Raw genomic sequence first — 24,118 nt, forward strand, 5'->3', positions numbered from 1 at the left:
TTTAAATTTCCTGATTCTCTAAAGATGACAGCCCAAGAGCGGGCAACAAATCGGCGAAGCGCTCCAACACGCGGTCGGGGTGGCTCAGGGCGATCGACTCGCCGTAGTTATAACCGTAGGTAAAGCCGACGCTGGGGCAGCCGGCCGCCTGCGCGGCCTGAATATCATTGCGCGAATCGCCGATGAACAGCAGCTCATTGGCGCGCAGGCCAAGCTTGCCGAGCACCAGATACAGCGGCGCCGGATGCGGTTTCTTTTCCGTCACGTCATCGCCGCCGATCACCAGCGAGAAATGCCGGCCGATGCCGAGCGCGGCCAGCAACGGCGCGACAAACGGCGTCGGCTTGTTGGTCACCAGCGCCATCGGATAGCCCTGCGCGGCCAGGCGAGCCAGCGTCTCTTGCACCTGCGGGAACAGGCGGCTGCCGCCGTCGACGGTTTGCGCATAGAAATGATCGAAACGCGCACGCAGTCGGCTGCAGTGTTCCGGCGCGGCGTCCACCTCGGCCCAGCGCAGCGCGCGCTGCACCAGCACGTCGGCGCCGTTGCCGATCCAGGTGCCGACTCGGGCTTCGCCCGCCTGCGGCAGGCCCATTTCAGCCAGCGCCAGGTCGATGGCGGCCGCCAGACCCGGCGCGCTGTCCACCAGCGTGCCGTCCAGATCGAAAGCCAGGCCGCGGATCGCGCCGAAATCAGCCATGGGTCACCTTCGCCAGCTCGCCGCGCATTTCATCGATCACCTTGCGGTAGTCCGGTTTGCCGAAGATGGCCGAGCCGGCGACGAACATATCGGCGCCCGCGGCGGCGATCTCGGCGATGTTATCCACCTTCACCCCGCCGTCGACTTCCAGCCGGATGTCGCGGCCGCTTTCATCGATCAGCTTGCGCACCTGACGCAGCTTGTCCAGCGTGCCGTGGATAAACGACTGGCCGCCGAAGCCCGGGTTAACCGACATCAGCAGGATCACGTCGATTTTATCCATCACGTAATCGAGGTAGCTCAGCGGCGTAGCCGGGTTGAACACCAGGCCGGCCTTGCAGCCGTGCTCTTTGATCAGTTGTATGGTGCGGTCTACGTGTTCGGAGGCTTCGGGATGGAAAGAGATGTAGTTCGCACCGGCCTTGGCGAAGTCCGGCACGATGCGGTCCACCGGTTTCACCATCAGATGCACGTCGATCGGCGCGGTAATGCCATAGTTGCGCAGCGCTTCGCACACCATCGGGCCGATGGTCAGGTTGGGAACGTAGTGGTTGTCCATCACGTCGAAGTGCACCACGTCGCCGCCGGCGGCCAACACGTTGGCGGTGTCTTCACCTAACCGGGCAAAATCTGCCGACAGAATGGACGGGGCAATCAAAAACTTTTTCATCCGCTATCTCCAAACGTAGGGTAAATACGCCGGGGCAATCCCGGCTCAGCGATACAGCGCCAAAAGCTCGTTCACTTTGCTGCGGCCAAGAATGTTGCGGCTGATGGTGCGACGCGCCTTCACCACGTACAGCGAAGCGTGCTGATACCAATCGCGCGTCAGCTCGGTGTCGTGGTTGGAAATCAACACCGGCACCTGGCTTTCCACCGAAAGCTGGTGCGCCATCAGCGCCAGGCTCTGCTGGTCGGCAATGCTGAAGCTGTTGGTGTGGTAGGCGGTAAAATTCGCCGTCGCCGACAGCGGCGCATAAGGCGGATCGCAATACACCACCGTGCCGCGCGTCGCCTTGGCCATGGTATCGCGGTAATGCTCGCAGACGAAAGTGGCGTTGCGGGATTTTTCAGCAAACCAGTACAGCTCTTCTTCCGGGAAATACGGTTTCTTGTAACGGCCGAAGGGCACGTTGAACTCGCCGCGCAGGTTGTAGCGGCACAGGCCGTTGTAGCAGTGGCGGTTCAGGTACAGAAACAGCAGCGCGCGGCGATAGGCGTCGGCGCTAGTATTGAACTCTTCGCGCAGCAGGTAAAACTGGTCTGAGTTATTGAATTCATCGGTGAAAAGAATGCGGGCATCGCGCACGAAGTCGTCCGTGCGCAGCTTAACGATGTTATACAGGTTGATAAGATCGCTGTTGATGTCGGCGAGAATATAGGCGTCGTATTCCGTGTTCAGGAAGACTGAACCCGCACCCACGAAGGGCTCGATTAAGCAGTCGCCCGCTGGCAGATGACGACGAATCTCGTCCACCAGCGGGTATTTTCCACCAGCCCATTTTAAAAAAGCGCGGTTTTTCTTCATGCCGTCAGTTAGCTACTTATACAATTCAGAGCGGCGGATTGTACTCTGTTTCAGACAGCACATCAGCGCACAAATTTAAATGATTTATTTTTTAAGATCTTGCTGCACTTGACGTACAGGTCGGACCCATGGTTTTTTCGCCTGAACATCCGCCGGCAGCGTAGCAATGGCGCGCTTCGCTTCCGCAGAGGAGGCGTAGTTGCCGCTTACCAGCACATACCAGGGTTTGCCGTCGCGCTTGGTGGCGTACACCAGGTAGTTCTGCAGCTTCTGCTGTTTGGCGTAGGCGTTCAGCGTATCGGAACGCGAAGCGCTGCTCAGCTGCAGGGTATAGTGGCTGGCCGGTGCGGACTGCACGGCGCTGCCGCTGCTGCTGACCGCTCCCGCCTTGGCGGAAGAGGACGGCGTAGACGGCGGCGTATACACCGTGGTCGGCGCCTTGTGCTGCGTCGCCGCCGGTTTTTTGGCCGGCGTCTTGTGCTGCTGCGGCGCGGTGCCCTGAATCGGACGCGTGGCTTCTTTCGCCGCTGCGCCGTTCATCACCGTGGCCGGTGCGGTCGGCAATGTCGAGGCCGCGCCGGTCATGCCCTGAGTCGCCGCGTCAACCTGACCCTGCTGCGAAGACAGCGCATCCGCCATGTTGCCCGGCAGATCGACACGCTGCTGCGCGCCGCCCTGCTGAGGCTGTGGCTGCGCCTGCGTCGGCGTGCCGGAGATCGGCGGAACGCTGACGTTTTGCGGCTGTTGCGGCTGAGGCGCGGTGCTCACGCCGTTATTGTCGTTGGTATCCGTAGTGCCGCCCGCCACACCGTTGTTATTGGTGGTCAGCGACGAAGAGCCGGACAGGTTGATGTCTCTGGCCGCGCCGTTTTGCGCGCCTTCCTGCGCCGCTTCATGCTTGGTAGGCGCCTTCAGCGCCGAGCCGATGCCGATAATCAGCAGCAGCAGCACCAAAATGCCGATGCCAATCATCAAATGCTGACGCGACACGGCAAAACGCGGCGCCGCAGCCGGCTTGCGCGAGCGCGCAGGACGACGATCGCTGCTATCAGGTCTGAGATCGTCTTCCGGTTTAAACTCATCCATCTGAAACCCTCCAACTAGAGGCAAAAGCCCACCACCGTAGACCTACCGTGGCACGGGCAGATTAACCCGATGATGGCAAAGCGACACCCGTCATGCTTTGCTCATTATTAATATAGATGTAAACGGCGGCTAAGCCACTGTTACTTCGTCCGATTTGGTTAGGCGTTCTGCACGGGCAGGCAGGCGGCGATCGACGCCAACACCAGCTCATGCCCCACGCCGCCGCGGACTTCCGCCTGACCGATGGCGGTCGGCAGCACCAACCGCAGCTCGCCCGCCAGCACTTTCTTGTCGCGCATCATGTGCGGCAGATAGGACTCCGGCGTCATTTCCTGCGGCCCGCAGACCGGCAGGCCGGCGCGCAGCAGCAGCGCTTTGATGCGCGCGATGTCGTCGGCCGAGAACTGGCCGAGACGGCGCGCGGTTTCCGCCGCCATCACCATGCCGGCCGCCACGGCTTCGCCGTGCAGCCATACACCATAGCCCATTTCAGCTTCGATCGCATGGCCGTATGTATGACCCAGGTTAAGCAACGCGCGCAGACCGCTTTCGCGTTCGTCGGCAGCCACCACCTCGGCCTTCAGCTCGCAGCAGCGGCGGATGCAGTAGGCCAGAGCCTGCATATCCAGCGCCACCAACGCATCGATATTGCTTTCCAGCCAGACGAAGAAGTCGCGGTCGAGAATGATCCCGTACTTGATCACTTCAGCCAGGCCAGAGGAGAGTTCACGCGCCGGCAGGGTCTGCAGACAGTCCAGATCGACCACCACCGAGGCGGGCTGATAGAACGCGCCGATCATGTTTTTGCCGAGCGGGTGATTGACGGCGGTTTTGCCGCCAACGGAGGAGTCCACCTGCGACAGCAGCGTGGTGGGAACCTGAATGAAGCGCACGCCGCGCTGATAGCAGGCCGCGGCAAAGCCGGTAAGATCACCGACAACGCCGCCGCCGAGCGCGATCAGGGTCGTATCGCGGCCGTGAGGCTTTTCCAGCAGCGCTGAGAACACCTGCTCGAGTACGGCAAGGGATTTGTACTGTTCGCCATCAGGCAGTATCACCTGATCCACCATCACGCCGCCCTGCTCCAGCACCTTCCGGACGCGGTCCAGATAGATCGGCGCCAGCGTCTGGTTAGTGACCAGCATCACCTGCTCACCGGCTTTCAGCGGCATAAAAGAAGCCGGATCGTTAAACAATCCGGCGGCTATGGTAATCGGGTAGCTGCGCTCCCCAAGCGTTACGGTAATTCTCTCCATGTCGCGCTCAGTTCTCAATGTGGCGGTTTATCCCCGCTGCTGCGGGGAACACAATCAGTCTTTCCGCATTTGCCCGTGGCCAACACGGAAACCGCAATCAGTTGCTTTCCAGCATGTTGATGATCTGGTTGGCAACCACTTTAGCGCTTTGATCGTCGGTGCGGATAGTCACATCTGCAATTTCTTCGTACAACGGATTGCGTTCTTTCGCCAGGGCTTCCAGGACCTCACGCGGAGGAGAATCAACCTGCAGCAGCGGACGCTTTTTGTCGCGCTGGGTACGGGCCAATTGCTTCTCGATAGTGGTTTCCAGATAGACCACGACGCCACGCGCCGACAGACGGTTGCGCGTTTCGCGCGACTTCACCGAACCGCCACCGGTAGCCAGCACAATCCCTTGCTTTTCCGTCAGTTCATTAATGACTTTTTCTTCACGATCGCGGAAACCTTCTTCACCTTCCACGTCGAATACCCAGCCCACGTCAGCTCCGGTACGTCGCTCAATTTCTTGATCGGAGTCGAAGAACTCCATATTGAGTTGCTGAGCTAACTGACGGCCAATAGTGCTTTTGCCGGCACCCATAGGCCCAACCAGAAAGATATTGCGTTTCTCTGCCATGTTTTTCGGTATTACTAAGACAATTCGTTAATGTTAACCCGCCCCGCCAATCAAATCAGCGGCGGGACCTAAACTGAAACCTCATGAACGATAGTGCGAGATCAGACGAAAAATTATCTCAACACTCTTGGTAGTTTGGCAACCGAATAAATCGCAATCCACGCCGCAGGAGGGAAACCATACGTTTTTAACGGCGTCTTGGCGCTAACAAAAAAAACCTCGGTGCTCAATTCGGTAACCCTTGTAAGCTAATTCGGCCGCAGCGTCAAACGCAGATGCCCCCAAGGAGACAAAAAAGTGTATCTGCACATCAACTTTAGGCGATTTACGGCAAAGGCGACAGCCGGCTGTTCATGCCTTAATCAATGTCGGAGTGATGAATATCACCAGCTCGCGTCTTTTATGCTGTTTGCTGCTCTGTTTGAACAACGATCCCAGCAGCGGCACGTCGCCGATGCCGGGCACCTTGTCGGCGCCCCGCCCGCTATGCCGTTGAAAAATCCCCCCCAACACGATGGTTTCACCGTCTTTTACCGTGATCTGGGTCTTTATCTCCTGCTTATCGATGGTCAGCGCTTCTCCCGCCCCCCGACTGACCGAGCGCCCCGGCATATTTTGGCTGATGTGCAGCGTCAGGGTAATGCGGCCGTCGGGCAACACCTTCGGCGTCACCTCCATGCCCAGCACCGCTTCCCTGAACTCCACCGAGGTAGCGCCGCTGGCGCCGCTCGAGACTTCGTAAGGAATTTCCGTTCCCTGCTTGATGCTCGCGGTTTGCAAATGCGCCGTCAGCAGGCGCGGGCTGGCGATGATTTCCACCTGATTTTCCTGCTCCAGCGCGCTCAGTTCCAGGCTCAACAGGCGCCCGCCAAGGCGCGCCAGGTGAAAGCCGGCGTTCACCGCGCTGCGCTCCAGCGGCAAATCGACGCTGAAGTTATCCAGCCGCAGCGGCTGCGCCGGCCGCCCCTCCGGCGCCAGCCCCCAGCGCACGCCAAGATCGCGCAGGCTTTCGCTGTTGATGGTCACGATATGCGCCGCCAGCTGCACCTGCGCCAGCGGCCTGTCCATCTCCGCCACCCGCTTTTTGAGCAACGCCAATCCCGACGCGGTATCGCGGATCAATAACGCGTTGGTGCGCCTGTCGGCCACCACGCTGCCGCGTTCGTCGGGCAACGCGCCGCGCTGCGCGTTCAGGGTTTCGGCAACCTCGGCGGCGTCGGCGTTTTTCAGCGCCAGCGTCAGGCTGTGCAGCGGCTGCCGCAACGCCAGAGCCTGCTGGCGCTGCTGTTGTTCCTGCACGTCAGGCTCGGGAGAGACCAGCAGCACATTGCCCTCCCGCGTCATCGACAGTTTGCCCATGCGCAATACCAGCGCCAGCGCCTGCGGCCAGGGGACGTTATCTAACCGCAGCGTCAGAGTGCCGCTCACTCCCGCGGCGACGATCACATTCAGCTGACGGTAATCGGCCAACGCCTGCAGGATCACCGCGACCGGCGCCTCCTGAAACGCCAGTGAAATGGGCGGGTTATCCTGCGCGGGAGCCGCGGCAGCCGCCAGGCTCCACAGCGACATTCCCAGCCAGTGGCATCCTTTCATTCTGTTTCCCTATGGTGTGTTCAGCATCAGCCGCACGTCGTCGCCGGCGACCGGGCAATCCGGATCCGTCGGCAGCGCCGCCAGCGTCAGCGCATCAGCCGCTATCCACGCTACCCGCCAGCGCCCGGCCAGCAACGTCTGCTGCGGCCGCAGGCGCAACCATTGCCCCGCCGGCGTGACGACCCAGCCATAGCGCAAGGCCGGCTGCCCGATAATGCCCAGCAACCGCCAGTCGCCCGGGGACTCCGCCGCCATCGGGCAGTCAGGCAACGGCAGCGGGATAAAGGGATTGCGCGGCTGCGCCGCCAGTACCCACGGCAGCAGCAGCCATATCCCCAGCCATCGCCGTTTATTCATCGGCGTACTCTTCGGCGTCGTCTTGCAGCGTGAGGCGTACTCTCATGCCCTGCGGCGGCGTTTCAATGCTTAGCCGCTCAATGCGCAAGCCGGCGGGCAATGCCGTCAACAGCGTCAATAACCCGGCATAGCCGATGCGCACACTCAGGAGCTGTCGCGGCGGTTTTTCCAGCCGCTGCCAGCGCAGCAGCGTGGCGTCGGTCGGCCGCAGCGCCTCCATCAGCCCCGCCTGCCCGACAGACGGGTGTATCGCCTGCCGCAAGCGCACACGCATCGCTTCCTGCGTTGGCATCTGCGCCAGCTGCCGCTCGCGCTGTTCAATTTGCTGTTCAAGGCGTTGCCGCTGTGCGGAGGCGCGTTCCCGCTGTTGCCCTTCATCCCGCAGCAGCCAACCGGCGGCAACCAGCGCCAGCAGGCTCAGCGCGAGCCACTGCGTCGCCAAAACCTGCCAGCCCGGCAGACTCAGCCAGCGCCACAGCCAGAGAGAAAAGGCGCTATCCATCGCGCCCCCACGCCGTCAGCGTGAAGGTGAACAGACCATCCTGGCGCTGCGCCACCTCCGCCAGCCGATGCTGGCGCAACAGCGGCAGCGCCGCCAGCCGCTGCTCAAATTGGGCGATCGCCGCGTGATGCCGGCTCAGGCCGCGCAGCTGGAACCCTTCCTGCAGGTTGCCGTCCAGCGAGATCAGCCACAGCGGCGGCGGCACGGCGGCGGAAAGCTGCTGCAACAGCTGCAGATAGCGCCGGTTATGCTGCCGATTGCGCGCCCGCTGCTCCGCTCTGGCGCTTTGCCGCTCCAGCTGCGCCAGCTGGCGCTGCCCCTGCTGGTAGCGTTGCGTCAGCGCCGCCAACCGATCGGCGCGCGCTTCGAGGCGAGTTTGCCGCTGCGCCTGGCGGCCGTGCAGCAAGCTGAAGACCAGCGCCACGGTCAGCAGCACCAACGCCAGCTGCAGCGCCAACATGCGCAGCCAAAAAAAACCGCGTCGGCGCTGACGCTGGCCCCGCCAGGGCAGCAGATTGACCTGATACATCACGCATCCTCCTGCCGCAGCGCCAAACCGCCGGCCAGCACAAACGCCGCCGGCTGCGCGGGCAGCGGCGGCCGCAGCTGGCGAAAGGCGCTGAGCGGCGACCAGGCAAGGCAGCCGGGCGGAGGCGCATCATCCAGCACGCTACTGTAGCAGACCGGCAGATCGGCGCGAGGCGCCCCTGCTGCTTGCAGCGCCCGCAGCGCCTGCATCAGGCCATCGGGCTCGCCGGCCGACAGCGCGCCATAAGCGAACGCGCCACCGCCGGGCGCCACCCACAGCCATTCGTGCTCCAGACGGTGCAACAATCCCGCGGCGGCGGGCAATCCGGCGGCGGTGGCCATCACCCGCAGCGCGCAGGGCGTAATGTCGACCGCCTGCGGCTGCAGATCGGCCTGGCGCAGGCAGTGCAGCCACTGTTGCAATTCCAGCCTGCGCGCGGCGGTCAGCAGCAATGCCGCCGCATCCGGCGGCGCGGCGCGGTAATCGAGCACCAGCGTTTGCCCGGCGAGCGGGAACTGCTTCAGCCCGTGACGGCTGATATAATCGTCGCGCTCCGGCTCTTTCAGCCGCGCGTCCGGCTGCGGCATGCGCTGCTGCAAAACCCGTTGCGCGGGCAGGGCAATGCGTAAGGAAATATGTCTTGGTAACTGGACGCGCCATTGCCGCAGCGCCTGAATGAGGGATTCGGAAGGTTCCAGGCAGCCGTCGCGCAGCACCGCCTGCGGCAGCCGATGTTGCCACCAGTGGCGCAGCTGCCACCCATTGCGGCGGCGCTGAGCCGCCAGGGCGCGCACGCCGTTGTTTTGTATATCCAGCCCCACCTGCCATGATTGAGAGAACATATTTCGCCAAGCCTCCATAACATCAGATGATAAAAGAACATATCCATGTTGCAGGCTTGCCTTTATACTACCGCGCGGTTGTTTATAAACTGCCCAAATGACATGAAAATGGGAAATCTCAGGTGAAGTTCGTAAAGTATTTACTAATCCTTGCAGTATGTTGCATCGTGCTGGGAGCAGCCTCGATTTTTGGCTTGTACAAGTATGTCGAGCCACAGCTGCCTGACGTCGCAACGCTGAAAGACGTGCGGCTGCAGATACCGATGCAGGTTTACAGCGCCGATGGCGAGCTGATCGCCCAATACGGCGAGAAGCGCCGCATTCCGCTGAAGCTCAATCAGATCCCGCCGGTGATGGTGCATGCGTTTATCGCCACCGAAGACAGCCGCTTCTATGAGCATCACGGCGTCGATCCGGTCGGCATCTTCCGCGCCGCCTCTATCGCGCTGGTCTCCGGCCACGCGTCTCAGGGGGCGAGTACCATTACCCAACAGCTGGCGCGAAACTTCTTCTTGAGCCCGGAACGCACCCTGATGCGCAAAATCAAGGAAGCTTTCCTGGCGGTGCGCATCGAGCAGATGCTGTCCAAGGACGAGATCCTTGAACTGTATCTGAACAAGATCTATCTGGGTTACCGCGCCTACGGCGTGGGCGCCGCCGCGCAGGTTTACTTCGGCAAAGACGTCAGCCAGCTCACCCTGAGCGAAATGGCGACCATCGCCGGTCTGCCGAAGGCGCCGTCCACCTTCAACCCGCTCTACTCGCACGATCGCGCCGTCGCCCGTCGCAACGTGGTGCTATCGCGCATGCTGGATGAACACTACATCACCCAGGCACAGTACGATCAGGCGCGCGCCGAAGATCTGGTGGCCAACTACCATGCGCCGGAAATCAGCTTCTCCGCCCCTTATCTCTCCGAGATGGTGCGTCAGGAGATGATCAAGCGCTACGGCGACAACGCCTATACCGACGGTTACAAGGTCTATACCACCGTCACCAAGCGGCTGCAGCAGGCGGCGCAGGAATCGGTGCGCAACAACGTGCTGGCCTACGACATGCGCCACGGCTACCGCGGCCCGTCCAACGTGCTGTGGAAAGTCGGTGAAGCGGCCTGGGATCAAAAACAGATTGTCGACTCGCTGAAAAACCTGCCGAACTACGGCCCGTTGGCACCGGCGGTGATCACCGCCGCCAATGCCGAAGAGGCCACGGCGATGTTGGCGGACGGCAGCAATATCGCGCTGCCGATGGCCAGCATGCGCTGGGCCCGTCCTTACAAATCAGACACCCAGCAAGGGCCGACGCCGAAGCGCGTCACCGACGTGGTGCAGGCCGGCCAGCAGGTGTGGGTGCGTAAGGTCAACGACGCCTGGGGGCTGTCGCAGGTGCCGGACGTCAACTCCGCGCTGGTGTCGATCAACCCGAACGACGGCGCGGTCAAAGCGCTGGTCGGCGGTTTTGACTTCAACCAGAGCAAATTCAACCGCGTCACCCAGGCGCTGCGTCAGGTCGGTTCGAACATCAAGCCCTTCCTGTACACCGCCGCCATGGACAAGGGCCTAACGCTGGCCACCATTCTGAACGACCTGCCGATCACCCGCTGGGACGCCGGCGCCGGCACCGACTGGCGGCCGAAAAACTCGCCGCCGACCTATGACGGGCCGATTCGCCTGCGTCAGGGGCTGGGCCAGTCGAAGAACGTGGTGATGGTGCGCGCCATGCGTGCAATGGGCGTCGACTACGCGGCGGAGTACCTGCAGCGCTTCGGCTTCCCGGCGCAGAATATCGTGCATACCGAGTCGCTGGCGCTGGGCTCCGCCTCCTTCACGCCGATGCAGCTGGTGCGCGGTTACGCGGTGTTGGCCAACGGCGGCTACCTGGTGGATCCGTACTTCATCTCTAAAATCGAAGACGATAACGGCAATACGGTATTTGAAACCAAGCCGAAGATCGTCTGCAGCAGCTGCAACCTGCCGGTGATTTACGGCGATACCCACCGTGCGGCGGAGCTTTCCGACGATAACGTCGAGAACGTCGCCACCTCGCAGGAAGGCAATAACGGCAACGTGCCGATGCCGCAACTGCAGCAGGTGACCCCGGCTCAGGTGCAGCAGGACGGCGATCAGCAGTATGCGCCGCACGTCATCAGCACGCCGCTGGCGTTCCTGATCCACGATGCGCTGAACAGCAACATTTACGGCGAACCGGGCTGGATGGGCACCGCCTGGCGTGCGGGCCGCGATCTGAAGCGCCGCGATATCGGCGGCAAAACCGGCACCACCAACAGTTCGAAAGACGCCTGGTTCTCCGGCTATGGTCCGGATACCGTCACCTCGGTGTGGATTGGTTTCGATGACCATCGCCGCGATCTGGGCCGTTCTACGGTGTCAGGGGCCATTCCGGATCAAATTTCCGGCGGTGAAGGCGGCGCCAAGAGTGCGCAGCCGGCATGGGATGATTTCATGAAAAGCGCGCTGGAAGGCATTCCGGAGCAGAAAGTCACCCCGCCTCCGGGCATCGTCAGCGTCACCATCGACAAGAGCAGCGGCAAGCTCTCCGGCGGCGGCGGCGGCAGCCGCTCCGAGTACTTCATCGAAGGCACTCAACCGAAGGACTACCCGTCGCGCGATACCGGCACCACGCTGACGGACCCCGGCGGCGAAAGCCACGAGCTGTTCTGATCAACAAGGGCCAGAGAAATCTGGCCCTTTTTTTATTCGGCAAGCGCTGCCGCTCAGCGCGAGCCGCGTAAAAACGCCTCGGTGAGGAACAGCGCGCTCACGTTGCGCGCCTCGCGGAAATCCGGCTCCGCCAGCAGCGCCATCATGTCGGCAATCGGCCAGCGCACCTGCGGCAGCGGCTCCGGCTCATCCCCTTCCAGGCTCTGCGGATAGAGATCGTGCGCCAGCACAATATTCATCTTGCTGGAAAAATACGACGGCGCCATGGTCAGCTTGCTGAGGAAATCAAAGCGTTTGGCGCCGTATCCCACTTCTTCCATCAGCTCGCGGTTGGCCGCTTCCAGCACCCCTTCGCCGGGATCGATCAACCCTTTGGGAAAGCCCAGCTCATAGGATTCGGTGCCGACCGCGTACTCGCGGATCAACAGCAGGTCGTCGCCAATCACCGGCACGATCATCACCGCTTCCCGCTCCGAAGGCCGCATGCGCTCATACACCCGCCGTACACCGTTACTGAATTCCAGATCGACCGACTCTACGTTAAATAAACGCGAACGCGCGACCGTTTCCACTTTCAGAATTTTAGGTTTTTGCAGGTGTTTATCCATGATTGCCTCAAATGGGTTACCCGTCGGCCGGCGGCAATATCAGGCACGGAGAGGGATAGCCGGAATAATGATTGGCGCAGCGCGTCGGCGCTCAAACGCTGACCAAATTCGATCTTGATCACATTGTGCGTTAATGAGAACCTTAGCCGCAACGAGCACAAGCAGTAATTTACTTTTTTTTAACAAGCGTAGCCAGCGCCCGCCGATTTTCCGTACCAATTCAGCAAACAGAGCCGAATAAAATAGGATAATGCCGATATCGACATCCGATGCCGGTTGCTACTATCGCGCAGGCAAGGGCTGGTGATAAAATCGCGTGGCGTTGCGAAAGAATGAGATCCAGAGCGAGTATCTGTTCTTCCCTCACGAGTTCTGGGTGCCTCCTGGCGGGTTACTCCGTATAATATGCAGTTTTTCATCGGGTTGGCGAGATTCACGGTTATATGATGGGGATAGCATGAGCACAATAGTGTTGATATTGGCCTTAGTGCTTGCCTGCCTGATTGCCGCCGGCCTGTATCTCTGGTTCAAAGCCCGCAGCCAGCCATTGCTGGCGCGCACGCTGCCGTTTATTAAACCCACCCACCGCAAGTTGACCGCTGAAGAGCGCGCGGCCGTCGAGTACTACCTCAAACAGCAGAATAAACTCGGCAACAAGCTGTTGCCCGGCAACCCTGCGCTGCCTTCGGCCAAGCTGGCGCTGACCCCGCAAAGCGACAACGTCTATCCCGTTACCCACGCCATCACCCGTTACGGGCTGGCCAGCGATGAACCCAACAAATGGCGTTATTATCTCGACGCCGAAGAGGTGCATCTGCCGCCGTTTTGGGAGCAGTACATCACGGCCGACAACCATGTGGAAGTGATCAGAACCCAGACGCTGCCGCTGGTTATCTCCCTCAACGGACATTCGCTGAAAGATCACATCCACGATCGGCCGCAGCCGCCGGTGGTGACGGCGGCGCCAACCAAAAACGCCTCCATTCGCAAAGAGGAAAGCGAGCACGTCGAGCTGGTGAACATCCGCAAGGAAACGCCGGAAGAACACGCTTTGACGCGCCCCAACGGCATCCGTGAAGCCGCCATCATCTCCACCGCCCTGCTGCTGCTGTTCTTCAGCCTGATCAGCCCGGTGCTGGTCATTCCCTGGATGATCTTCGTCGCGGTGCTGATGATCGCCTGGGGCAGCTGGAGCCTGTTCCGCCGGCCGGCGGCTCGCGAGCTGAAAGAGGTGCATTGCCTGCGCGGCACGCCAAAACGCTGGGGGCTGTTCGGCGAATCCAACCAGGGGCAAATCAGCAATATTTCGCTCGGCATCATCGACCTGATCTACCCGCCGCACTGGCAGCCCTACCTGACTCGGGACCTGGGCAAGTCCACCGATGTGGACATCTATCTGAACCGCCAGGTGGTGCGGCAGGGACGTTTCCTCTCGCTGCACGATGAGGTGAAAAACTTCCCGCTGCAGCAATGGGGGCGCAATGCGGTGCTGGCGGCCAGTTCGACGCTGGTGCTGCTGTTGCTGCTGACCTACATCCCGCTCAGCCTGCCGTTAACGCTGAGCGTGGCGTGGCTGCAAGGCGCGCAAAAGGTGGAAGTGACCAGCGTGCAGGCGCTGGAAGCCATGCCGCTGCGCATCGGCGATACGCTGAACGTGCGCGGCAACGGCATGTGCTACGTGCCGCCGCAGGCCGGCGGCGGCGGCGCTTCCGGCTTTATGCCGTTCGATTGCTCGGGCATCTACTGGAACAACGCCACCCCGCTGCCGCAGCCGGAGTCTGAGGTCATCGACAAGGCCACCGCGCTGCTGGCGACGGTAAACACCCAGCTGCACCCGGACGGCGCGGATCAGAAAATCAACCCGCAGTTGGCCAGCGCGATTGAAAAATCCGGCATGATACTGCTGGATGACTTCGCGGATATCGTGCTGAAAACCCAGGATCTGTGCCAGAAAGACAACGACTGCGTACGGCTGAAAAATGCCCTGGTGAATCTGGGCAACGCCAAAAACTGGGGTAGCCTGGTGAAGCGCGCCAAATCCGGTGCGCTGCAGGGGGTGAACGTGTTGCTGCGCCCGGTAAGCGCCGAATCGCTGGAAAGCCTGACCAAGGTCGCCGCCTCTTCATTCGTTTACAACGAAACCCGTCAGGCCGCAGCGGCGCTCAACAGCCCGCCGCCCGGCGGTTTCCTGATCAGCAGCGACGAGGGCCGGCAGTTGGTGAGCCATCCGCAGCCGTCGGTGCCGTTGAATGAATACAACGCGCTCGACCAGTGGAACGAGCTGCAGCGCCTTGCCAGCATGCTGCTGCACACCCCGTTCCAGGCGCAGGGCGTGATCACCGGCATCAGCGTCGACGCCAACGGCACCCGCCACGTGGCGCTGCACAGCGAGCCGGACATGATCACCCTGTGGCGCTATCTCGGCACCAGCCTGCTGCTGCTGGCGGTGGTCGTCAGCCTCGGTTACAACGTCTGGCGGCTGGTGCAGCGCCGGCGCATCAACCGGCATCGCATCGCCGATATCCAGCGCTATTACGAAAGCTGCTTCAACCCGCAGCTCGATACCATGTCGCTGCGGCCGATGGCCTGAGCCGCGCTTCGCCCTCCGGCCCGCCCCCCGCTTGTGCTACGCTAACGCTATTATTCTCATCTGCGGACCGCCGCCGGTCCGCCCATGGAGTTTTTATGGTTCCCGAGTTTGACTGGCAGCAAATTGATACCGTCCTGCTGGATATGGACGGCACCCTGCTGGACCTGGAGTTCGACAGCCATTTCTGGCTCCGTCTGGTGCCGCAGGCGCTGAGCGAAAGGCGCGCCATCCCGTTCGAACACGCGCGTGATATCATTCAGCAGGAATATCTGGCGGTGCAGCACACCATGAACTGGTACTGCTTCGATTACTGGAGCGAGCGGCTGGATCTGGATATTTACCGCATGACCAGCGAAGTGGGCAGCCGCGCACGGCTGCGTGAGGATACCGAGCCGTTTTTACAGGCGCTGCGCGACGCCGGCCTGCAGACCATTTTGCTGACCAACGCCCATCCGCACAGCCTGGCGGTAAAAATTGAGCACACCGGTTTGGATCGGCACCTTGATTTATTGCTTTCCACCCACACATTTGGTTATCCGAAAGAAGATCAGCGCCTGTGGCAGGCGGTACAGCAACGCACCGGCTTTGATCCGCAGCGCACGCTGTTTGTCGACGACGGCGAGCCGATCCTCGACGCCGCCCGCACCTTCGGCATTCGTTATTGCCTGGGCGTGCAGAATCCGGACTCCAGCACGGCGGAGAAAACCTTCCGGCACCATCCGTCGATGCGCGATTACCGCCTGTTGATACCGGCGCTGGCCAGGGGGGCAGCATGAAAGAGAAAGAAGCGCGCGACGATGCAGTCCGGCTGGACAAGTGGCTGTGGGCGGCGCGTTTTTACAAGACCCGCGCGCTGGCGCGGGAGATGATTGACGGCGGCAAGGTGCACTACAACGGACAGCGCGGCAAGCCGAGCAAACTCGTCGAGCTCAACGCCGAGATCAAACTGCGCCAGGGCAACGAAGAGCGCACGGTGAAGGTGCTGGCGCTCACCAGCCAGCGGCGCGGCGCCGGCGAGGCGCAGCAGCTGTACCAGGAAACCGAGGCCAGCATCGCCAACCGCGAAAGGCTGGCGCTGGCGCGCAAGATGAATGCGCTGACCATGCCGCATCCGGACCGCCGTCCGGATAAGAAAGAGCGGCGCGACCTGATAAAATTTAAATTTGGCGAGTCGGAATAACCCCTCGCCGTAAAGAGAGAAAATTATGTCCAACCATGACCAATTGCACCGTTACCTGTTCGAAAACTACGCGGTGCGCGGTGAGCTGGTTACCGTCAGCGAAACCTATCAGCAGGTACTGAACAACCACGACTACCCGGCGCCGGTGCAAAAGCTGCTGGGCGAACTGCTGGTGGCCACCAGCCTGCTGACCGCGACCCTGAAGTTCGAAGGCGACATCACCGTGCAGCTGCAGGGCGACGGCCCGCTGAAGCTGGCGGTGGTCAACGGCAACAACCGCCAGGAAATGCGCGGCGTGGCGCGCGTCCAGGCGCCCATCGCCGACGACAGCACCCTGCACCAGATGATCGGCAACGGCGTGATGGTCATCACCATTGCGCCGGCGGAAGGCGAACGCTATCAGGGCGTGGTCGGCCTGGAAGGGGAAACCCTGGCCGCCTGCCTGGAAGCCTACTTCCGTCAGTCGGAACAGCTGCCGACCCGCCTGTTCATCCGCACCGGCGAAGCGGAGGGCAAAGCGGCCGCGGCCGGCATGCTGCTGCAGGTTCTGCCGGCGCAGGACGGCAACGCCGACGATTTCGACCATCTGGTGCAACTGACCAACACGGTGAAGAGCGAAGAGCTGTTCGGCCTGCCGGCCAACGAGGTGCTGTATCGCCTGTACCATCAGGAAGAAGTCACCCTGTACGAACCGCAGGACGTGCTGTTCCGCTGCACCTGTTCGCGCCAGCGCTGCGCCGATGCGCTGCTGACGCTGCCGGCCGAAGAAGTGGCGGAAATGCTGGAGCAGGACGGCAATATCGACATGCACTGCGACTACTGCGGCAATCACTATGTCTTTGACCCGATGGACGTCGCCGCGCTGTACACCGGTAACACCGGCGAAAGCGACCAGTTGCACTAAGTAGCACCCTCTATTGGCGGACGCGCCCTGCGTCCGCCGTTTGCACGTTTGCTTTTTTCCGTGTGCTATCTCTCAGATCGTAACGAAATACCGCTTAAAACGTTAAATATTTGATACCCATCGCGGTTACGCCCCACTGAATCCCTACAATTGCCGCCAGAAATTCTGTGACCAAGGAGTAGTAACATGCGCGTTAAAGGTATAACCCCTCAGGATCTGGCCGCCTACGGCATTCACGACGTAAGCGAAATCGTTCACAACCCGAGCTATGAACTGCTGTTTAAGGAAGAAACAGACCCATCTCTGGAAGGTTTTGAGCGTGGGGTCGTCACCAAGCTGGGTGCAGTCTCCGTCGATACCGGCATCTTTACCGGCCGTTCTCCGAAAGATAAATACATCGTCCGCGACGACGTCACCCGCAACACCCTGTGGTGGGCCGATCAGGGCAAAGGCAAAAACGACAACAAACCCCTCAGCCCGGAAGTGTGGGCCGATCTGAAACACCTGGTCACCGAGCAGCTCTCCGGCAAGCGCCTGTTCGTCGTGGATACCTTCTGCGGCGCCAACGCCGACTCCCGCCTGAAGGTGCGCTTCATCACCGAGGTGGCCTGGCAGGCGCACTTCGTGAAAAACATGTTCATCCGCCCAAGCGACGAAGAGCTGCAGGACTTCGAACCGGACTTCGTGGTGATGAACGGCGCCAAATGCACCAACCCGAACTGGCAGCAGCAGGGCCTGAACTCGGAAAACTTCGTCGCCTTCAACCTGAGCGAGCGCATGCAGCTGATCGGCGGCACCTGGTACGGCGGCGAGATGAAAAAGGGCATGTTCTCCATCATGAACTACCTGCTGCCGCTGCAGGGCATCGCCTCGATGCACTGCTCGGCCAACGTCGGCGAGAAAGGCGACGTGGCGGTGTTCTTCGGCCTGTCCGGCACCGGCAAGACCACCCTGTCCACCGATCCGAAACGCCAGCTGATCGGCGACGACGAACACGGCTGGGACGACGACGGCGTGTTCAACTTCGAAGGCGGCTGCTACGCCAAGACCATCAAGCTGTCTGAAGAAGCCGAACCGGATATCTATCACGCCATCAAACGCGATGCGCTGCTGGAAAACGTCACCGTCTTGGCCGACGGCAGCATCGATTTCAACGACGGTTCGAAAACCGAGAACACCCGGGTTTCCTACCCGATCTACCACATCCAGAATATCGTCAAGCCGGTTTCCAAGGCGGGTCACGCCACCAAGGTGATCTTCCTGACCGCCGACGCCTTCGGCGTGCTGCCGCCGGTGTCGCGCCTGACCGCCAATCAGACCCAGTACCACTTCCTGTCCGGCTTCACCGCCAAGCTGGCCGGCACCGAACGCGGCGTAACCGAACCGACGCCAACCTTCTCCGCCTGCTTCGGCGCCGCCTTCCTGTCGCTGCACCCGACGCAGTACGCCGAAGTGCTGGTGAAACGCATGCAGGCCGCCGGCGCCCAGGCTTACCTGGTGAACACCGGCTGGAACGGCACCGGCAAGCGCATCTCGATCAAGGATACCCGCGGCATCATCGACGCCATCCTGAGCGGTGAAATCGATAAAGCGGAAACCGTCACCCTGCCGATTTTCGATTTGGCGATGCCGACCGCCCTGCCGGGCGTAAACCCGGATATTCTCGACCCGCGCGCCACCTACGCCAGCGCCGAGCTGTGGCAGGAAAAAGCGCAGGATCTGGCCGAGCGCTTCATCACCAACTTCGACAAATACACCGATACCCCTGCGGGCGCCGCGCTGGTCAGCGCCGGCCCGAAGCTGTGATTCGCTAGCGTTACCCCTTCAGCCAAGGCGCGGATCCCGCGCCTTTTTTATTTTCACTGATTGCTTTGCAATCAGCAAAGCGAGAAAATAAAGCAATGCAATCATTGCTAGCAAAGGAGGTTTCAATGGCTACTATAACCGTCAGGAATCTGGACGATGAGATAAAAGAGCTGCTGCGCATTTCGGCAGCGAAAAATGGCCATTCGATGGAAGAGGAAGCGCGCACGATCCTGAAACAGGCGCTGGTGAAAAAGCCGCCGCGCTACGGGTTGGGTACCTGGATGCATCAGCACTTCGCCGAATTTGGCGGCGTCGAGCTGGACATTCCGCCGCGAGACGCCGTGCCGCCTCGCATAGTCAGCTTTGATGATGAAGATGACAACGCATGATTATTCTCGACACCAACGTCATGTCAGAAACGCTGCGCCCCAGCCCGCACTACAACGTCATAAACTGGTTAAACGAAAAGGACAATGACGAGCTCTACCTGAGCGCCATTGTCATTGCCGAGCTGTTCAACGGCGCCGCCTGCATGCCTGACGGCAAGCGTCAGCGGGATCTGAAGCTCAAATTGGCGGACGCCATCCAGCTGAAGTTCGAAGGGCAAACTCTGCCGTTTGACGGGCTGTGCGCGATGCAATACGCGGAGTTGACGGCAAGAAACCGGCTGCAGGGCAAGCTGATGAGCGTACCGGATGCCCAAATCGCCGCCACCTGCCTGCACTACGGCGCCGCCCTGGCCACCCGCAACAGCAAAAACTTTCTCCACTGCGGCATCGAGTTAATCGATCCCTGGCAGGCGCCGGCCGGCCGTCGGCTGCATGAGGATGCGGCGGAATACTACGTGATGAGCAGGAAGTCCTGACCGCGGCCCCGATACGGCAAGATTACGCGTTGTCCTTCAGCGGCGGCTGCCCGTTGGTCGACTCTTTTTTCTCCATCGGCAACGGGATATAGGCGCGGATCAGCAACCCGCCGCGTTCGCTGGTGCCGATGTCCAGCGCGCCGTCGTGCGCGTCGATAATACGCTGCACGATCGCCAGGCCCAGCCCGGTGCCGCTGGTGCTGCGCGCGCTGTCGCCGCGCACGAAGGGCTGCAGCAGGTGTTTCAGCTCTTCCGGCTTGATGCCCGGGCCGTCGTCTTCAACCTGGAACCAACCGCGCTGCAGTTCGCGCCCGCTGCTGACCTTGATCCAGCCATTGCCGTAGCGCGCCGCATTGACCACCATGTTCACCGCCGCGCGCTTGATCGACAGCGGGTGCACGTTCATCATCAGCTCGCCCGGCGACATGGCGGTTTCAATCACTCGCTCATAGCCGCTTTCGGCCGCCACCACTTCGCCGAGAATGGCGTTGAGGTCGCTGATTTCGGTCGGCATTTCCTGGCCGGTGCGCAAATAGTCGATAAACTGCTCGATGATGGCGTTGCACTCTTCAATATCTTTATTGATCGACTCGGCCAGATAGCCGTCTTCGGCGCTCATCATTTCGGTCGCCAGGCGGATGCGCGTCAGCGGGGTGCGCAGATCGTGGCTGACCCCGGCCATCAACAGCGTGCGGTCATCGGCCAACTGCTTGACGCCCGACGCCATCTGGTTGAACGCCCGGGTGACCGAACGCACCTCGGAGGCGCCGTATTCGCGCAGCGGCGGCGGAATAATGCCCTTGCCCACCTGCAGGGCGGCATGCTCCAGCTCCACCAGCGGCCGGTTTTGAATGCGGATAAACAGCCAGGCGCCGCCTATCGCCAGCAGCATAATCGCCAGGGTATAGCGGAACAGCGGCGAGAAATCGCCCTGATGGATTTCGGTCAGCGGCACGCGCACCCAGATATCGGGCTGCAGCCAGGTTTTCAGCCACACCACCGGGGAGTTCTTGTTCACTTCCACCCGCACGTCGGTCGGCCCGCCGAGCTGCTGCGCCATCTGCTGGCTGAGGAACTGATAATGCTGCGCCCAGCGCAGGCCGCTCTCCTCCGCCGCTGAGTTGGTGTAAAGGGATATCCCCAACTCGCGGTAGATTTCGCGGCGGAACGCCGGCGGCACCTCCAGCAGCGTGCCATCCTCCAGCTGCAGCCGGTCGGTCATCAGCATACGCACTTCGTAAGCCAATACCTTGTTGAACTGCTGCAGGCTGGGCAGGATGGCGAAGTTCAGCACCACCAGATAGGTCGTCACCAGGCTGACAAACAGCAGGGTGACGATCAACAACAGGGTTCGGGCAAACGAGCTACGCGGTGAAAAGCGCAATCGCCTCATGCCTTGCTGCCGTCCGGGACGAAGACGTAGCCGAGACCCCAGACGGTCTGGATGTAGCGCGGATGCGCGGGATCTTCTTCAACCATGCGGCGCAGGCGGGAAATCTGCACGTCGATGGAGCGCTCCATCGCGCTGTATTCGCGGCCGCGCGCCAGGTTCATCAGCTTATCGCGGGACAGCGGCTCGCGCGGGTGGCTGACCAGCGCTTTCAGCACCGCAAACTCACCGCTGGTCAACGGCATCGGTTCGTCTTCACGGAACATTTCGCGGGTGCCGAGGTTCAGTTTGAATTTGCCGAAGGCAATCACCGCCTCTTCCTGCGAAGGGGCGCCCGGCAGCTCGTTGGCCTGCCGGCGCAGCACCGCGCGGATGCGGGCCAGCAGTTCACGCGGGTTGAACGGTTTTGGGATGTAGTCGTCGGCGCCGATTTCCAGGCCGACGATACGGTCAACTTCTTCGCCTTTGGCCGTCACCATAATGATCGGCATAGGGTTGCTCTGGCTGCGCAGACGGCGGCAGATCGACAGGCCGTCTTCGCCCGGCAGCATCAGGTCCAGCACCATCAGGTGGAAGGATTCACGGGTCAGCAAGCGATCCATTTGCTCAGCGTTGGCGACGCTGCGAACCTGAAAGCCCTGTTCGGTTAAATAACGCTCTAAAAGCGCGCGCAGGCGCATATCGTCATCGACGACCAGAATCTTATGATTCTCTTGCATTGTCTTACTCCCAAAGGCTTTATTGCCTGACTCGAATATTGTTAAAAAACCCTGTCAATTCGGACAGCGTTTAATGGTATATATTCTAGACGAAATTGTTACAAAGCTTATTCTTTTGCCCATTTATCAACAATTTTGAGCAAATGTCGACGCGGGTTCGTCAAAATTCCGCCGTTTATCGGCCAAATGTGGGATAACCGCCCAATTCTCGCCAATTCGCCCTTCGCGGCCGGTTGCGCAGTGTACCCCAGCCGCAATAAATAAAAACGCCACCGGCAGGCAATTTTGCGCGGTGGCGCTCGGGGAAGGATTACCGGGCCTCAGGCGTCTGCAGAAAACGCTCGAGTTGGCGGCGCAGCTGCCGGTTCTCTTTCTGCAGGTCATCGACCCGATCGAGCAGCGTCAGCGCCATGGCGATCCCCGGCCAATCCAGGTCCAGCTCGGCGCGCAGCCGGCGCGCGCGTCGCAGGTGGCTCAGCGCCGGGTAGTCAAATTCCCAGCTCGGCTGTTCCGGCTGCAATGGCACAATCACGCCCAGCTCGACTATCTCGATCAGTTCGTCCTGCGACAGGTCCACCCGCTGGCACAGCTCCACCAGGGTAAAAGTGATCTCTTTGTTCATCATGTTCACTCCCATTCCGTCCGCGGATTGAATGCGGCCTGGCCCGCCAGCTCGCGCCACAGGGCGCTGGTTTTTTCGTCCGGCTTCGGCGGCATCACCACCTTGAGAATGGCGTACAAATCGCCCGTCTCTTTCTTGCCGACCAGCCCCTTGCCCTTGGCCCGCAACCGCTTGCCGCTCTGGCTGCCGGGAGGAATGGTCAGCGCAATCTTGCCGCTCAGCGTCGGCACTTCGATGCTGGCGCCCAACGCCGCTTCCCACGGCGCCAGCGGCACCACGATATGCAGATTATGGCCGTCGACCTCAAACAGCGGATGCGGCGCGATGCGGATAATCAGATACAGATCGCCGTTCCGGCCGCCGCCGACGCCGGCGACGCCCTGGCCCTTGAGGCGAATGCGTTCGCCATCGACCACGCCCGCCGGGATTTTCACATTCAGCGTCTTGCCCGCTTCGCTGACCTGGCGGCCCAGTTCGTCGTAAACCGGCAGTTGATAGGAGATCTCGCGGCTTTGGCCATGCAGCGTCTCTTCGAGGAACACCGGCACTTCCATCTCGAGGTCCTGGCCGCGGAAGCCATGCCCGCCGTGCGAAGAGGCGCGATGCCCCGCCGCGGAGCGGCCGCCGAACATGCTCTCGAAGAAGTCGGAGAAGTCCTGCCCGCCGTCGCCCTGCCAAGCGGCGCTTTGCTGATAGCCGCCGCGATCGCCGTGCGCCTGGCGGCCAAAGTTCGGATCGTTGCGATGCAGCCGGATCTGATCGTACTCGGCGCGGCGCTCCTCGTCTTTCAGCACCTCGTACGCTTCGGCAAGCTGCTTGAACTTGCTCTCGGCATCGTCTTCGGTGCTCACGTCGGGGTGGTACTTGCGCGCCAGCCGACGGTAGGCGGTTTTGATGGTTTTCAGATCGGCGGTGGGTTCGACGCCCATCGTCGCGTAATAATCTTTAAATTCCATGCGGTAATACCTTCAATTTGATGGGTTGTGCGCCAAAATTTCTTGTCTCTCTCGCCAGATATCCTCCTTTCGTCACATTCCTTTTCCGCTATCGCTAAGCATACTCCCGATCGTTAAAAGCTGCGCAAACTGAATAAAAACCGTGCGGCAAGGCGCAGGCCCGCGCGCCATTTTTAAAGCCTTCTCCATTCACGTACACTGTGCCGGTGACCCAATAAAGATAAGCCACGATGAGAACTCAACTGATAACCCGCGAAGGGTACGACAAGCTCAAGCAGGAGCTGGATTACCTCTGGCGCGAAGAGCGCCCCGAGGTGACCAAGAAAGTGACCTGGGCCGCCAGCCTGGGCGACAGAAGCGAAAACGCCGACTACCAGTACAACAAGAAGCGGCTGCGCGAGATCGACCGCCGCGTGCGCTATCTGACCAAATGTCTGGAGCAGTTGAAGATCGTCGACTACTCCCCCCAGCAGGAAGGCAAGGTGTTCTTCGGCGCCTGGGTCGAGGTGGAAAACGACGACGGCGATATCAAACGTTTCCGCATCGTCGGCTATGACGAGATTTTTGGCCGGCGGGACTACATCTCCATCGATGCGCCGATGGCCCGGGCCCTGCTGAAAAAACAGGTGGGCGACACCGCCACCGTCAACACCCCGCTGGGCGAGGCGCTGTGGTACGTCAACGCGATCGAATACCCGAAGTAAGATTCGGTTTTTTCCGAACGGCCGCTCCACTGGCATTTTCCGCGCGCAATCCGTATAACTGTCCCCTGTTTATTCACC

At 61.0% G+C, this 24,118-nt stretch carries 25 protein-coding genes; 9 read left to right on the top strand and 16 right to left on the bottom strand.

The annotated features are described in order from the left end of the window. Window position 1 precedes the first annotated feature (1 nt). The 11 genes from CKW09_RS22815 to pilM all read right to left on the bottom strand — a co-directional run bounded on the left by CKW09_RS22815 (window position 2) and on the right by pilM (window position 9,015). Window positions 2-700: a phosphoglycolate phosphatase gene (locus CKW09_RS22815; RefSeq protein WP_061798944.1), complete on the bottom strand. Its 699-nt coding sequence runs from the start codon at window positions 698-700 to the stop codon at window positions 2-4. After that, window positions 693-1,370: a ribulose-phosphate 3-epimerase gene (rpe, locus tag CKW09_RS22820; RefSeq protein WP_095099638.1), complete on the bottom strand. Its 678-nt coding sequence runs from the start codon at window positions 1,368-1,370 to the stop codon at window positions 693-695. Before rpe ends, CKW09_RS22815 begins: the two co-directional genes overlap by 8 nt. Before the next feature lie 45 nt (window positions 1,371-1,415). Beyond that, on the bottom strand, window positions 1,416-2,228 hold the full coding sequence (gene dam, locus CKW09_RS22825) for an adenine-specific DNA-methyltransferase (RefSeq protein WP_061798947.1): 813 nt from the start codon (window positions 2,226-2,228) through the stop codon (window positions 1,416-1,418). A gap of 84 nt (window positions 2,229-2,312) precedes the next feature. Beyond that, window positions 2,313-3,314: an SPOR domain-containing protein gene (locus CKW09_RS22830; RefSeq protein WP_061798948.1), complete on the bottom strand. Its 1,002-nt coding sequence runs from the start codon at window positions 3,312-3,314 to the stop codon at window positions 2,313-2,315. A 158-nt stretch (window positions 3,315-3,472) separates the two neighbouring features. Continuing rightward, window positions 3,473-4,570: a 3-dehydroquinate synthase gene (aroB, locus tag CKW09_RS22835; protein ID WP_095099641.1), complete on the bottom strand. Its 1,098-nt coding sequence runs from the start codon at window positions 4,568-4,570 to the stop codon at window positions 3,473-3,475. A 97-nt stretch (window positions 4,571-4,667) separates the two neighbouring features. After that, on the bottom strand, window positions 4,668-5,189 hold the full coding sequence (gene aroK, locus CKW09_RS22840; protein ID WP_004391482.1) for a shikimate kinase AroK: 522 nt from the start codon (window positions 5,187-5,189) through the stop codon (window positions 4,668-4,670). 351 nt (window positions 5,190-5,540) lie between these two features. After that, a complete protein-coding gene (gene hofQ, locus CKW09_RS22845) occupies window positions 5,541-6,785 on the bottom strand; it encodes a DNA uptake porin HofQ (protein WP_095099644.1) in 1,245 nt (414 codons plus the stop codon). Window positions 6,786-6,794: 9 nt separating this feature from the next. Further along, a complete protein-coding gene (locus tag CKW09_RS22850; protein WP_095099647.1) occupies window positions 6,795-7,142 on the bottom strand; it encodes a DNA utilization family protein in 348 nt (115 codons plus the stop codon). Continuing rightward, the gene (locus tag CKW09_RS22855; RefSeq protein WP_095099651.1) at window positions 7,135-7,644 is read right to left on the bottom strand and encodes a hypothetical protein; all 510 of its coding nucleotides are present in this window, start codon (window positions 7,642-7,644) and stop codon (window positions 7,135-7,137) included. Before CKW09_RS22855 ends, CKW09_RS22850 begins: the two co-directional genes overlap by 8 nt. After that, complete coding sequence (locus tag CKW09_RS22860; RefSeq protein ID WP_095099654.1) at window positions 7,637-8,173, bottom strand: PilN domain-containing protein; 537 nt, start codon at window positions 8,171-8,173, stop codon at window positions 7,637-7,639. The genes CKW09_RS22855 and CKW09_RS22860 overlap by 8 nt, the downstream gene beginning before the upstream one ends. Further along, window positions 8,173-9,015: a pilus assembly protein PilM gene (gene pilM / locus CKW09_RS22865; protein ID WP_061798954.1), complete on the bottom strand. Its 843-nt coding sequence runs from the start codon at window positions 9,013-9,015 to the stop codon at window positions 8,173-8,175. The genes CKW09_RS22860 and pilM overlap by 1 nt, the downstream gene beginning before the upstream one ends. Window positions 9,016-9,137: 122 nt before the next feature. Here pilM and mrcA point away from each other — a divergent pair, with 122 nt between their 5' ends. Then, entirely contained in the window at window positions 9,138-11,696 is a 2,559-nt protein-coding gene (mrcA, locus tag CKW09_RS22870; RefSeq protein WP_095099660.1) for a peptidoglycan glycosyltransferase/peptidoglycan DD-transpeptidase MrcA, read from the top strand. Between the two features lie 53 nt (window positions 11,697-11,749). On the opposite strand, the gene nudE is transcribed toward mrcA, so the two are convergent. Further along, the gene (gene nudE, locus CKW09_RS22875; RefSeq protein WP_095099664.1) at window positions 11,750-12,304 is read right to left on the bottom strand and encodes an ADP compounds hydrolase NudE; all 555 of its coding nucleotides are present in this window, start codon (window positions 12,302-12,304) and stop codon (window positions 11,750-11,752) included. A gap of 457 nt (window positions 12,305-12,761) precedes the next feature. Between nudE and CKW09_RS22880 the strand changes: the two genes are divergently transcribed. From CKW09_RS22880 to CKW09_RS22910, 7 genes are all read left to right on the top strand, one after another. Next, the gene (locus tag CKW09_RS22880; RefSeq protein WP_061798959.1) at window positions 12,762-14,894 is read left to right on the top strand and encodes an intracellular growth attenuator family protein; all 2,133 of its coding nucleotides are present in this window, start codon (window positions 12,762-12,764) and stop codon (window positions 14,892-14,894) included. A gap of 95 nt (window positions 14,895-14,989) precedes the next feature. Further along, window positions 14,990-15,670 carry a GMP/IMP nucleotidase gene (gene yrfG / locus CKW09_RS22885; RefSeq protein WP_095099668.1) on the top strand — a complete coding sequence of 227 codons (681 nt, stop codon included), beginning with the start codon at window positions 14,990-14,992 and terminating at the stop codon, window positions 15,668-15,670. Beyond that, on the top strand, window positions 15,667-16,074 hold the full coding sequence (gene hslR, locus CKW09_RS22890) for a ribosome-associated heat shock protein Hsp15 (protein ID WP_061798964.1): 408 nt from the start codon (window positions 15,667-15,669) through the stop codon (window positions 16,072-16,074). Before yrfG ends, hslR begins: the two co-directional genes overlap by 4 nt. A gap of 25 nt (window positions 16,075-16,099) precedes the next feature. Then, on the top strand, window positions 16,100-16,978 hold the full coding sequence (gene hslO, locus CKW09_RS22895) for an Hsp33 family molecular chaperone HslO (protein WP_061798966.1): 879 nt from the start codon (window positions 16,100-16,102) through the stop codon (window positions 16,976-16,978). Window positions 16,979-17,164: 186 nt separating this feature from the next. Then, window positions 17,165-18,784, top strand: a complete 1,620-nt coding sequence (gene pckA, locus CKW09_RS22900) for a phosphoenolpyruvate carboxykinase (ATP) (protein WP_095099672.1) — start codon at window positions 17,165-17,167, stop codon at window positions 18,782-18,784. A 125-nt stretch (window positions 18,785-18,909) separates the two neighbouring features. Further along, on the top strand, window positions 18,910-19,173 hold the full coding sequence (locus tag CKW09_RS22905; protein WP_061798971.1) for a FitA-like ribbon-helix-helix domain-containing protein: 264 nt from the start codon (window positions 18,910-18,912) through the stop codon (window positions 19,171-19,173). Then, window positions 19,170-19,649 carry a type II toxin-antitoxin system VapC family toxin gene (locus CKW09_RS22910; RefSeq protein ID WP_095099675.1) on the top strand — a complete coding sequence of 160 codons (480 nt, stop codon included), beginning with the start codon at window positions 19,170-19,172 and terminating at the stop codon, window positions 19,647-19,649. Before CKW09_RS22905 ends, CKW09_RS22910 begins: the two co-directional genes overlap by 4 nt. A gap of 22 nt (window positions 19,650-19,671) precedes the next feature. Here CKW09_RS22910 and envZ read toward each other — a convergent pair whose 3' ends face one another. The 4 genes from envZ to cbpA all read right to left on the bottom strand — a co-directional run bounded on the left by envZ (window position 19,672) and on the right by cbpA (window position 23,336). Continuing rightward, on the bottom strand, window positions 19,672-21,042 hold the full coding sequence (envZ, locus tag CKW09_RS22915; RefSeq protein ID WP_061798975.1) for a two-component system sensor histidine kinase EnvZ: 1,371 nt from the start codon (window positions 21,040-21,042) through the stop codon (window positions 19,672-19,674). Continuing rightward, window positions 21,039-21,758, bottom strand: a complete 720-nt coding sequence (gene ompR / locus CKW09_RS22920) for an osmolarity response regulator transcription factor OmpR (protein WP_004709363.1) — start codon at window positions 21,756-21,758, stop codon at window positions 21,039-21,041. Before ompR ends, envZ begins: the two co-directional genes overlap by 4 nt. Window positions 21,759-22,068: 310 nt before the next feature. Continuing rightward, window positions 22,069-22,383, bottom strand: coding sequence for a chaperone modulator CbpM (locus CKW09_RS22925; protein WP_061798977.1), 315 nt, complete (start codon window positions 22,381-22,383; stop codon window positions 22,069-22,071). A 2-nt stretch (window positions 22,384-22,385) separates the two neighbouring features. Further along, a complete protein-coding gene (cbpA, locus tag CKW09_RS22930) occupies window positions 22,386-23,336 on the bottom strand; it encodes a curved DNA-binding protein (protein ID WP_095099678.1) in 951 nt (316 codons plus the stop codon). A gap of 230 nt (window positions 23,337-23,566) precedes the next feature. Between cbpA and greB the strand changes: the two genes are divergently transcribed. Further along, window positions 23,567-24,040 carry a transcription elongation factor GreB gene (gene greB, locus CKW09_RS22935; protein WP_061798982.1) on the top strand — a complete coding sequence of 158 codons (474 nt, stop codon included), beginning with the start codon at window positions 23,567-23,569 and terminating at the stop codon, window positions 24,038-24,040. Window positions 24,041-24,118 lie beyond the last annotated feature (78 nt).

Origin of the sequence: Serratia ficaria (assembly GCF_900187015.1) — a bacterium.
Lineage (GTDB): Bacteria > Pseudomonadota > Gammaproteobacteria > Enterobacterales > Enterobacteriaceae > Serratia > Serratia ficaria.

Excerpts from the sequence above, each read along its gene's own strand:
- CKW09_RS22815 (WP_061798944.1), bottom strand. The coding sequence starts at position 700 with ATGGCTGATTTCGGCGCGATCCGCGGCCTGGCTTTCGATCTGGACGGC.
- rpe (WP_095099638.1), bottom strand. The coding sequence starts at position 1,370 with ATGAAAAAGTTTTTGATTGCCCCGTCCATTCTGTCGGCAGATTTTGCC.
- dam (WP_061798947.1), bottom strand. The coding sequence starts at position 2,228 with ATGAAGAAAAACCGCGCTTTTTTAAAATGGGCTGGTGGAAAATACCCG.
- CKW09_RS22830 (WP_061798948.1), bottom strand. The coding sequence starts at position 3,314 with ATGGATGAGTTTAAACCGGAAGACGATCTCAGACCTGATAGCAGCGAT.
- aroB (WP_095099641.1), bottom strand. The coding sequence starts at position 4,570 with ATGGAGAGAATTACCGTAACGCTTGGGGAGCGCAGCTACCCGATTACC.
- aroK (WP_004391482.1), bottom strand. The coding sequence starts at position 5,189 with ATGGCAGAGAAACGCAATATCTTTCTGGTTGGGCCTATGGGTGCCGGC.
- hofQ (WP_095099644.1), bottom strand. The coding sequence starts at position 6,785 with ATGAAAGGATGCCACTGGCTGGGAATGTCGCTGTGGAGCCTGGCGGCT.
- CKW09_RS22850 (WP_095099647.1), bottom strand. The coding sequence starts at position 7,142 with ATGAATAAACGGCGATGGCTGGGGATATGGCTGCTGCTGCCGTGGGTA.
- CKW09_RS22855 (WP_095099651.1), bottom strand. The coding sequence starts at position 7,644 with ATGGATAGCGCCTTTTCTCTCTGGCTGTGGCGCTGGCTGAGTCTGCCG.
- CKW09_RS22860 (WP_095099654.1), bottom strand. The coding sequence starts at position 8,173 with ATGTATCAGGTCAATCTGCTGCCCTGGCGGGGCCAGCGTCAGCGCCGA.
- pilM (WP_061798954.1), bottom strand. The coding sequence starts at position 9,015 with ATGTTCTCTCAATCATGGCAGGTGGGGCTGGATATACAAAACAACGGC.
- nudE (WP_095099664.1), bottom strand. The coding sequence starts at position 12,304 with ATGGATAAACACCTGCAAAAACCTAAAATTCTGAAAGTGGAAACGGTC.
- CKW09_RS22880 (WP_061798959.1), top strand. The coding sequence starts at position 12,762 with ATGAGCACAATAGTGTTGATATTGGCCTTAGTGCTTGCCTGCCTGATT.
- yrfG (WP_095099668.1), top strand. The coding sequence starts at position 14,990 with ATGGTTCCCGAGTTTGACTGGCAGCAAATTGATACCGTCCTGCTGGAT.
- hslR (WP_061798964.1), top strand. The coding sequence starts at position 15,667 with ATGAAAGAGAAAGAAGCGCGCGACGATGCAGTCCGGCTGGACAAGTGG.
- hslO (WP_061798966.1), top strand. The coding sequence starts at position 16,100 with ATGTCCAACCATGACCAATTGCACCGTTACCTGTTCGAAAACTACGCG.
- pckA (WP_095099672.1), top strand. The coding sequence starts at position 17,165 with ATGCGCGTTAAAGGTATAACCCCTCAGGATCTGGCCGCCTACGGCATT.
- CKW09_RS22905 (WP_061798971.1), top strand. The coding sequence starts at position 18,910 with ATGGCTACTATAACCGTCAGGAATCTGGACGATGAGATAAAAGAGCTG.
- CKW09_RS22910 (WP_095099675.1), top strand. The coding sequence starts at position 19,170 with ATGATTATTCTCGACACCAACGTCATGTCAGAAACGCTGCGCCCCAGC.
- envZ (WP_061798975.1), bottom strand. The coding sequence starts at position 21,042 with ATGAGGCGATTGCGCTTTTCACCGCGTAGCTCGTTTGCCCGAACCCTG.
- ompR (WP_004709363.1), bottom strand. The coding sequence starts at position 21,758 with ATGCAAGAGAATCATAAGATTCTGGTCGTCGATGACGATATGCGCCTG.
- CKW09_RS22925 (WP_061798977.1), bottom strand. The coding sequence starts at position 22,383 with ATGATGAACAAAGAGATCACTTTTACCCTGGTGGAGCTGTGCCAGCGG.
- cbpA (WP_095099678.1), bottom strand. The coding sequence starts at position 23,336 with ATGGAATTTAAAGATTATTACGCGACGATGGGCGTCGAACCCACCGCC.
- greB (WP_061798982.1), top strand. The coding sequence starts at position 23,567 with ATGAGAACTCAACTGATAACCCGCGAAGGGTACGACAAGCTCAAGCAG.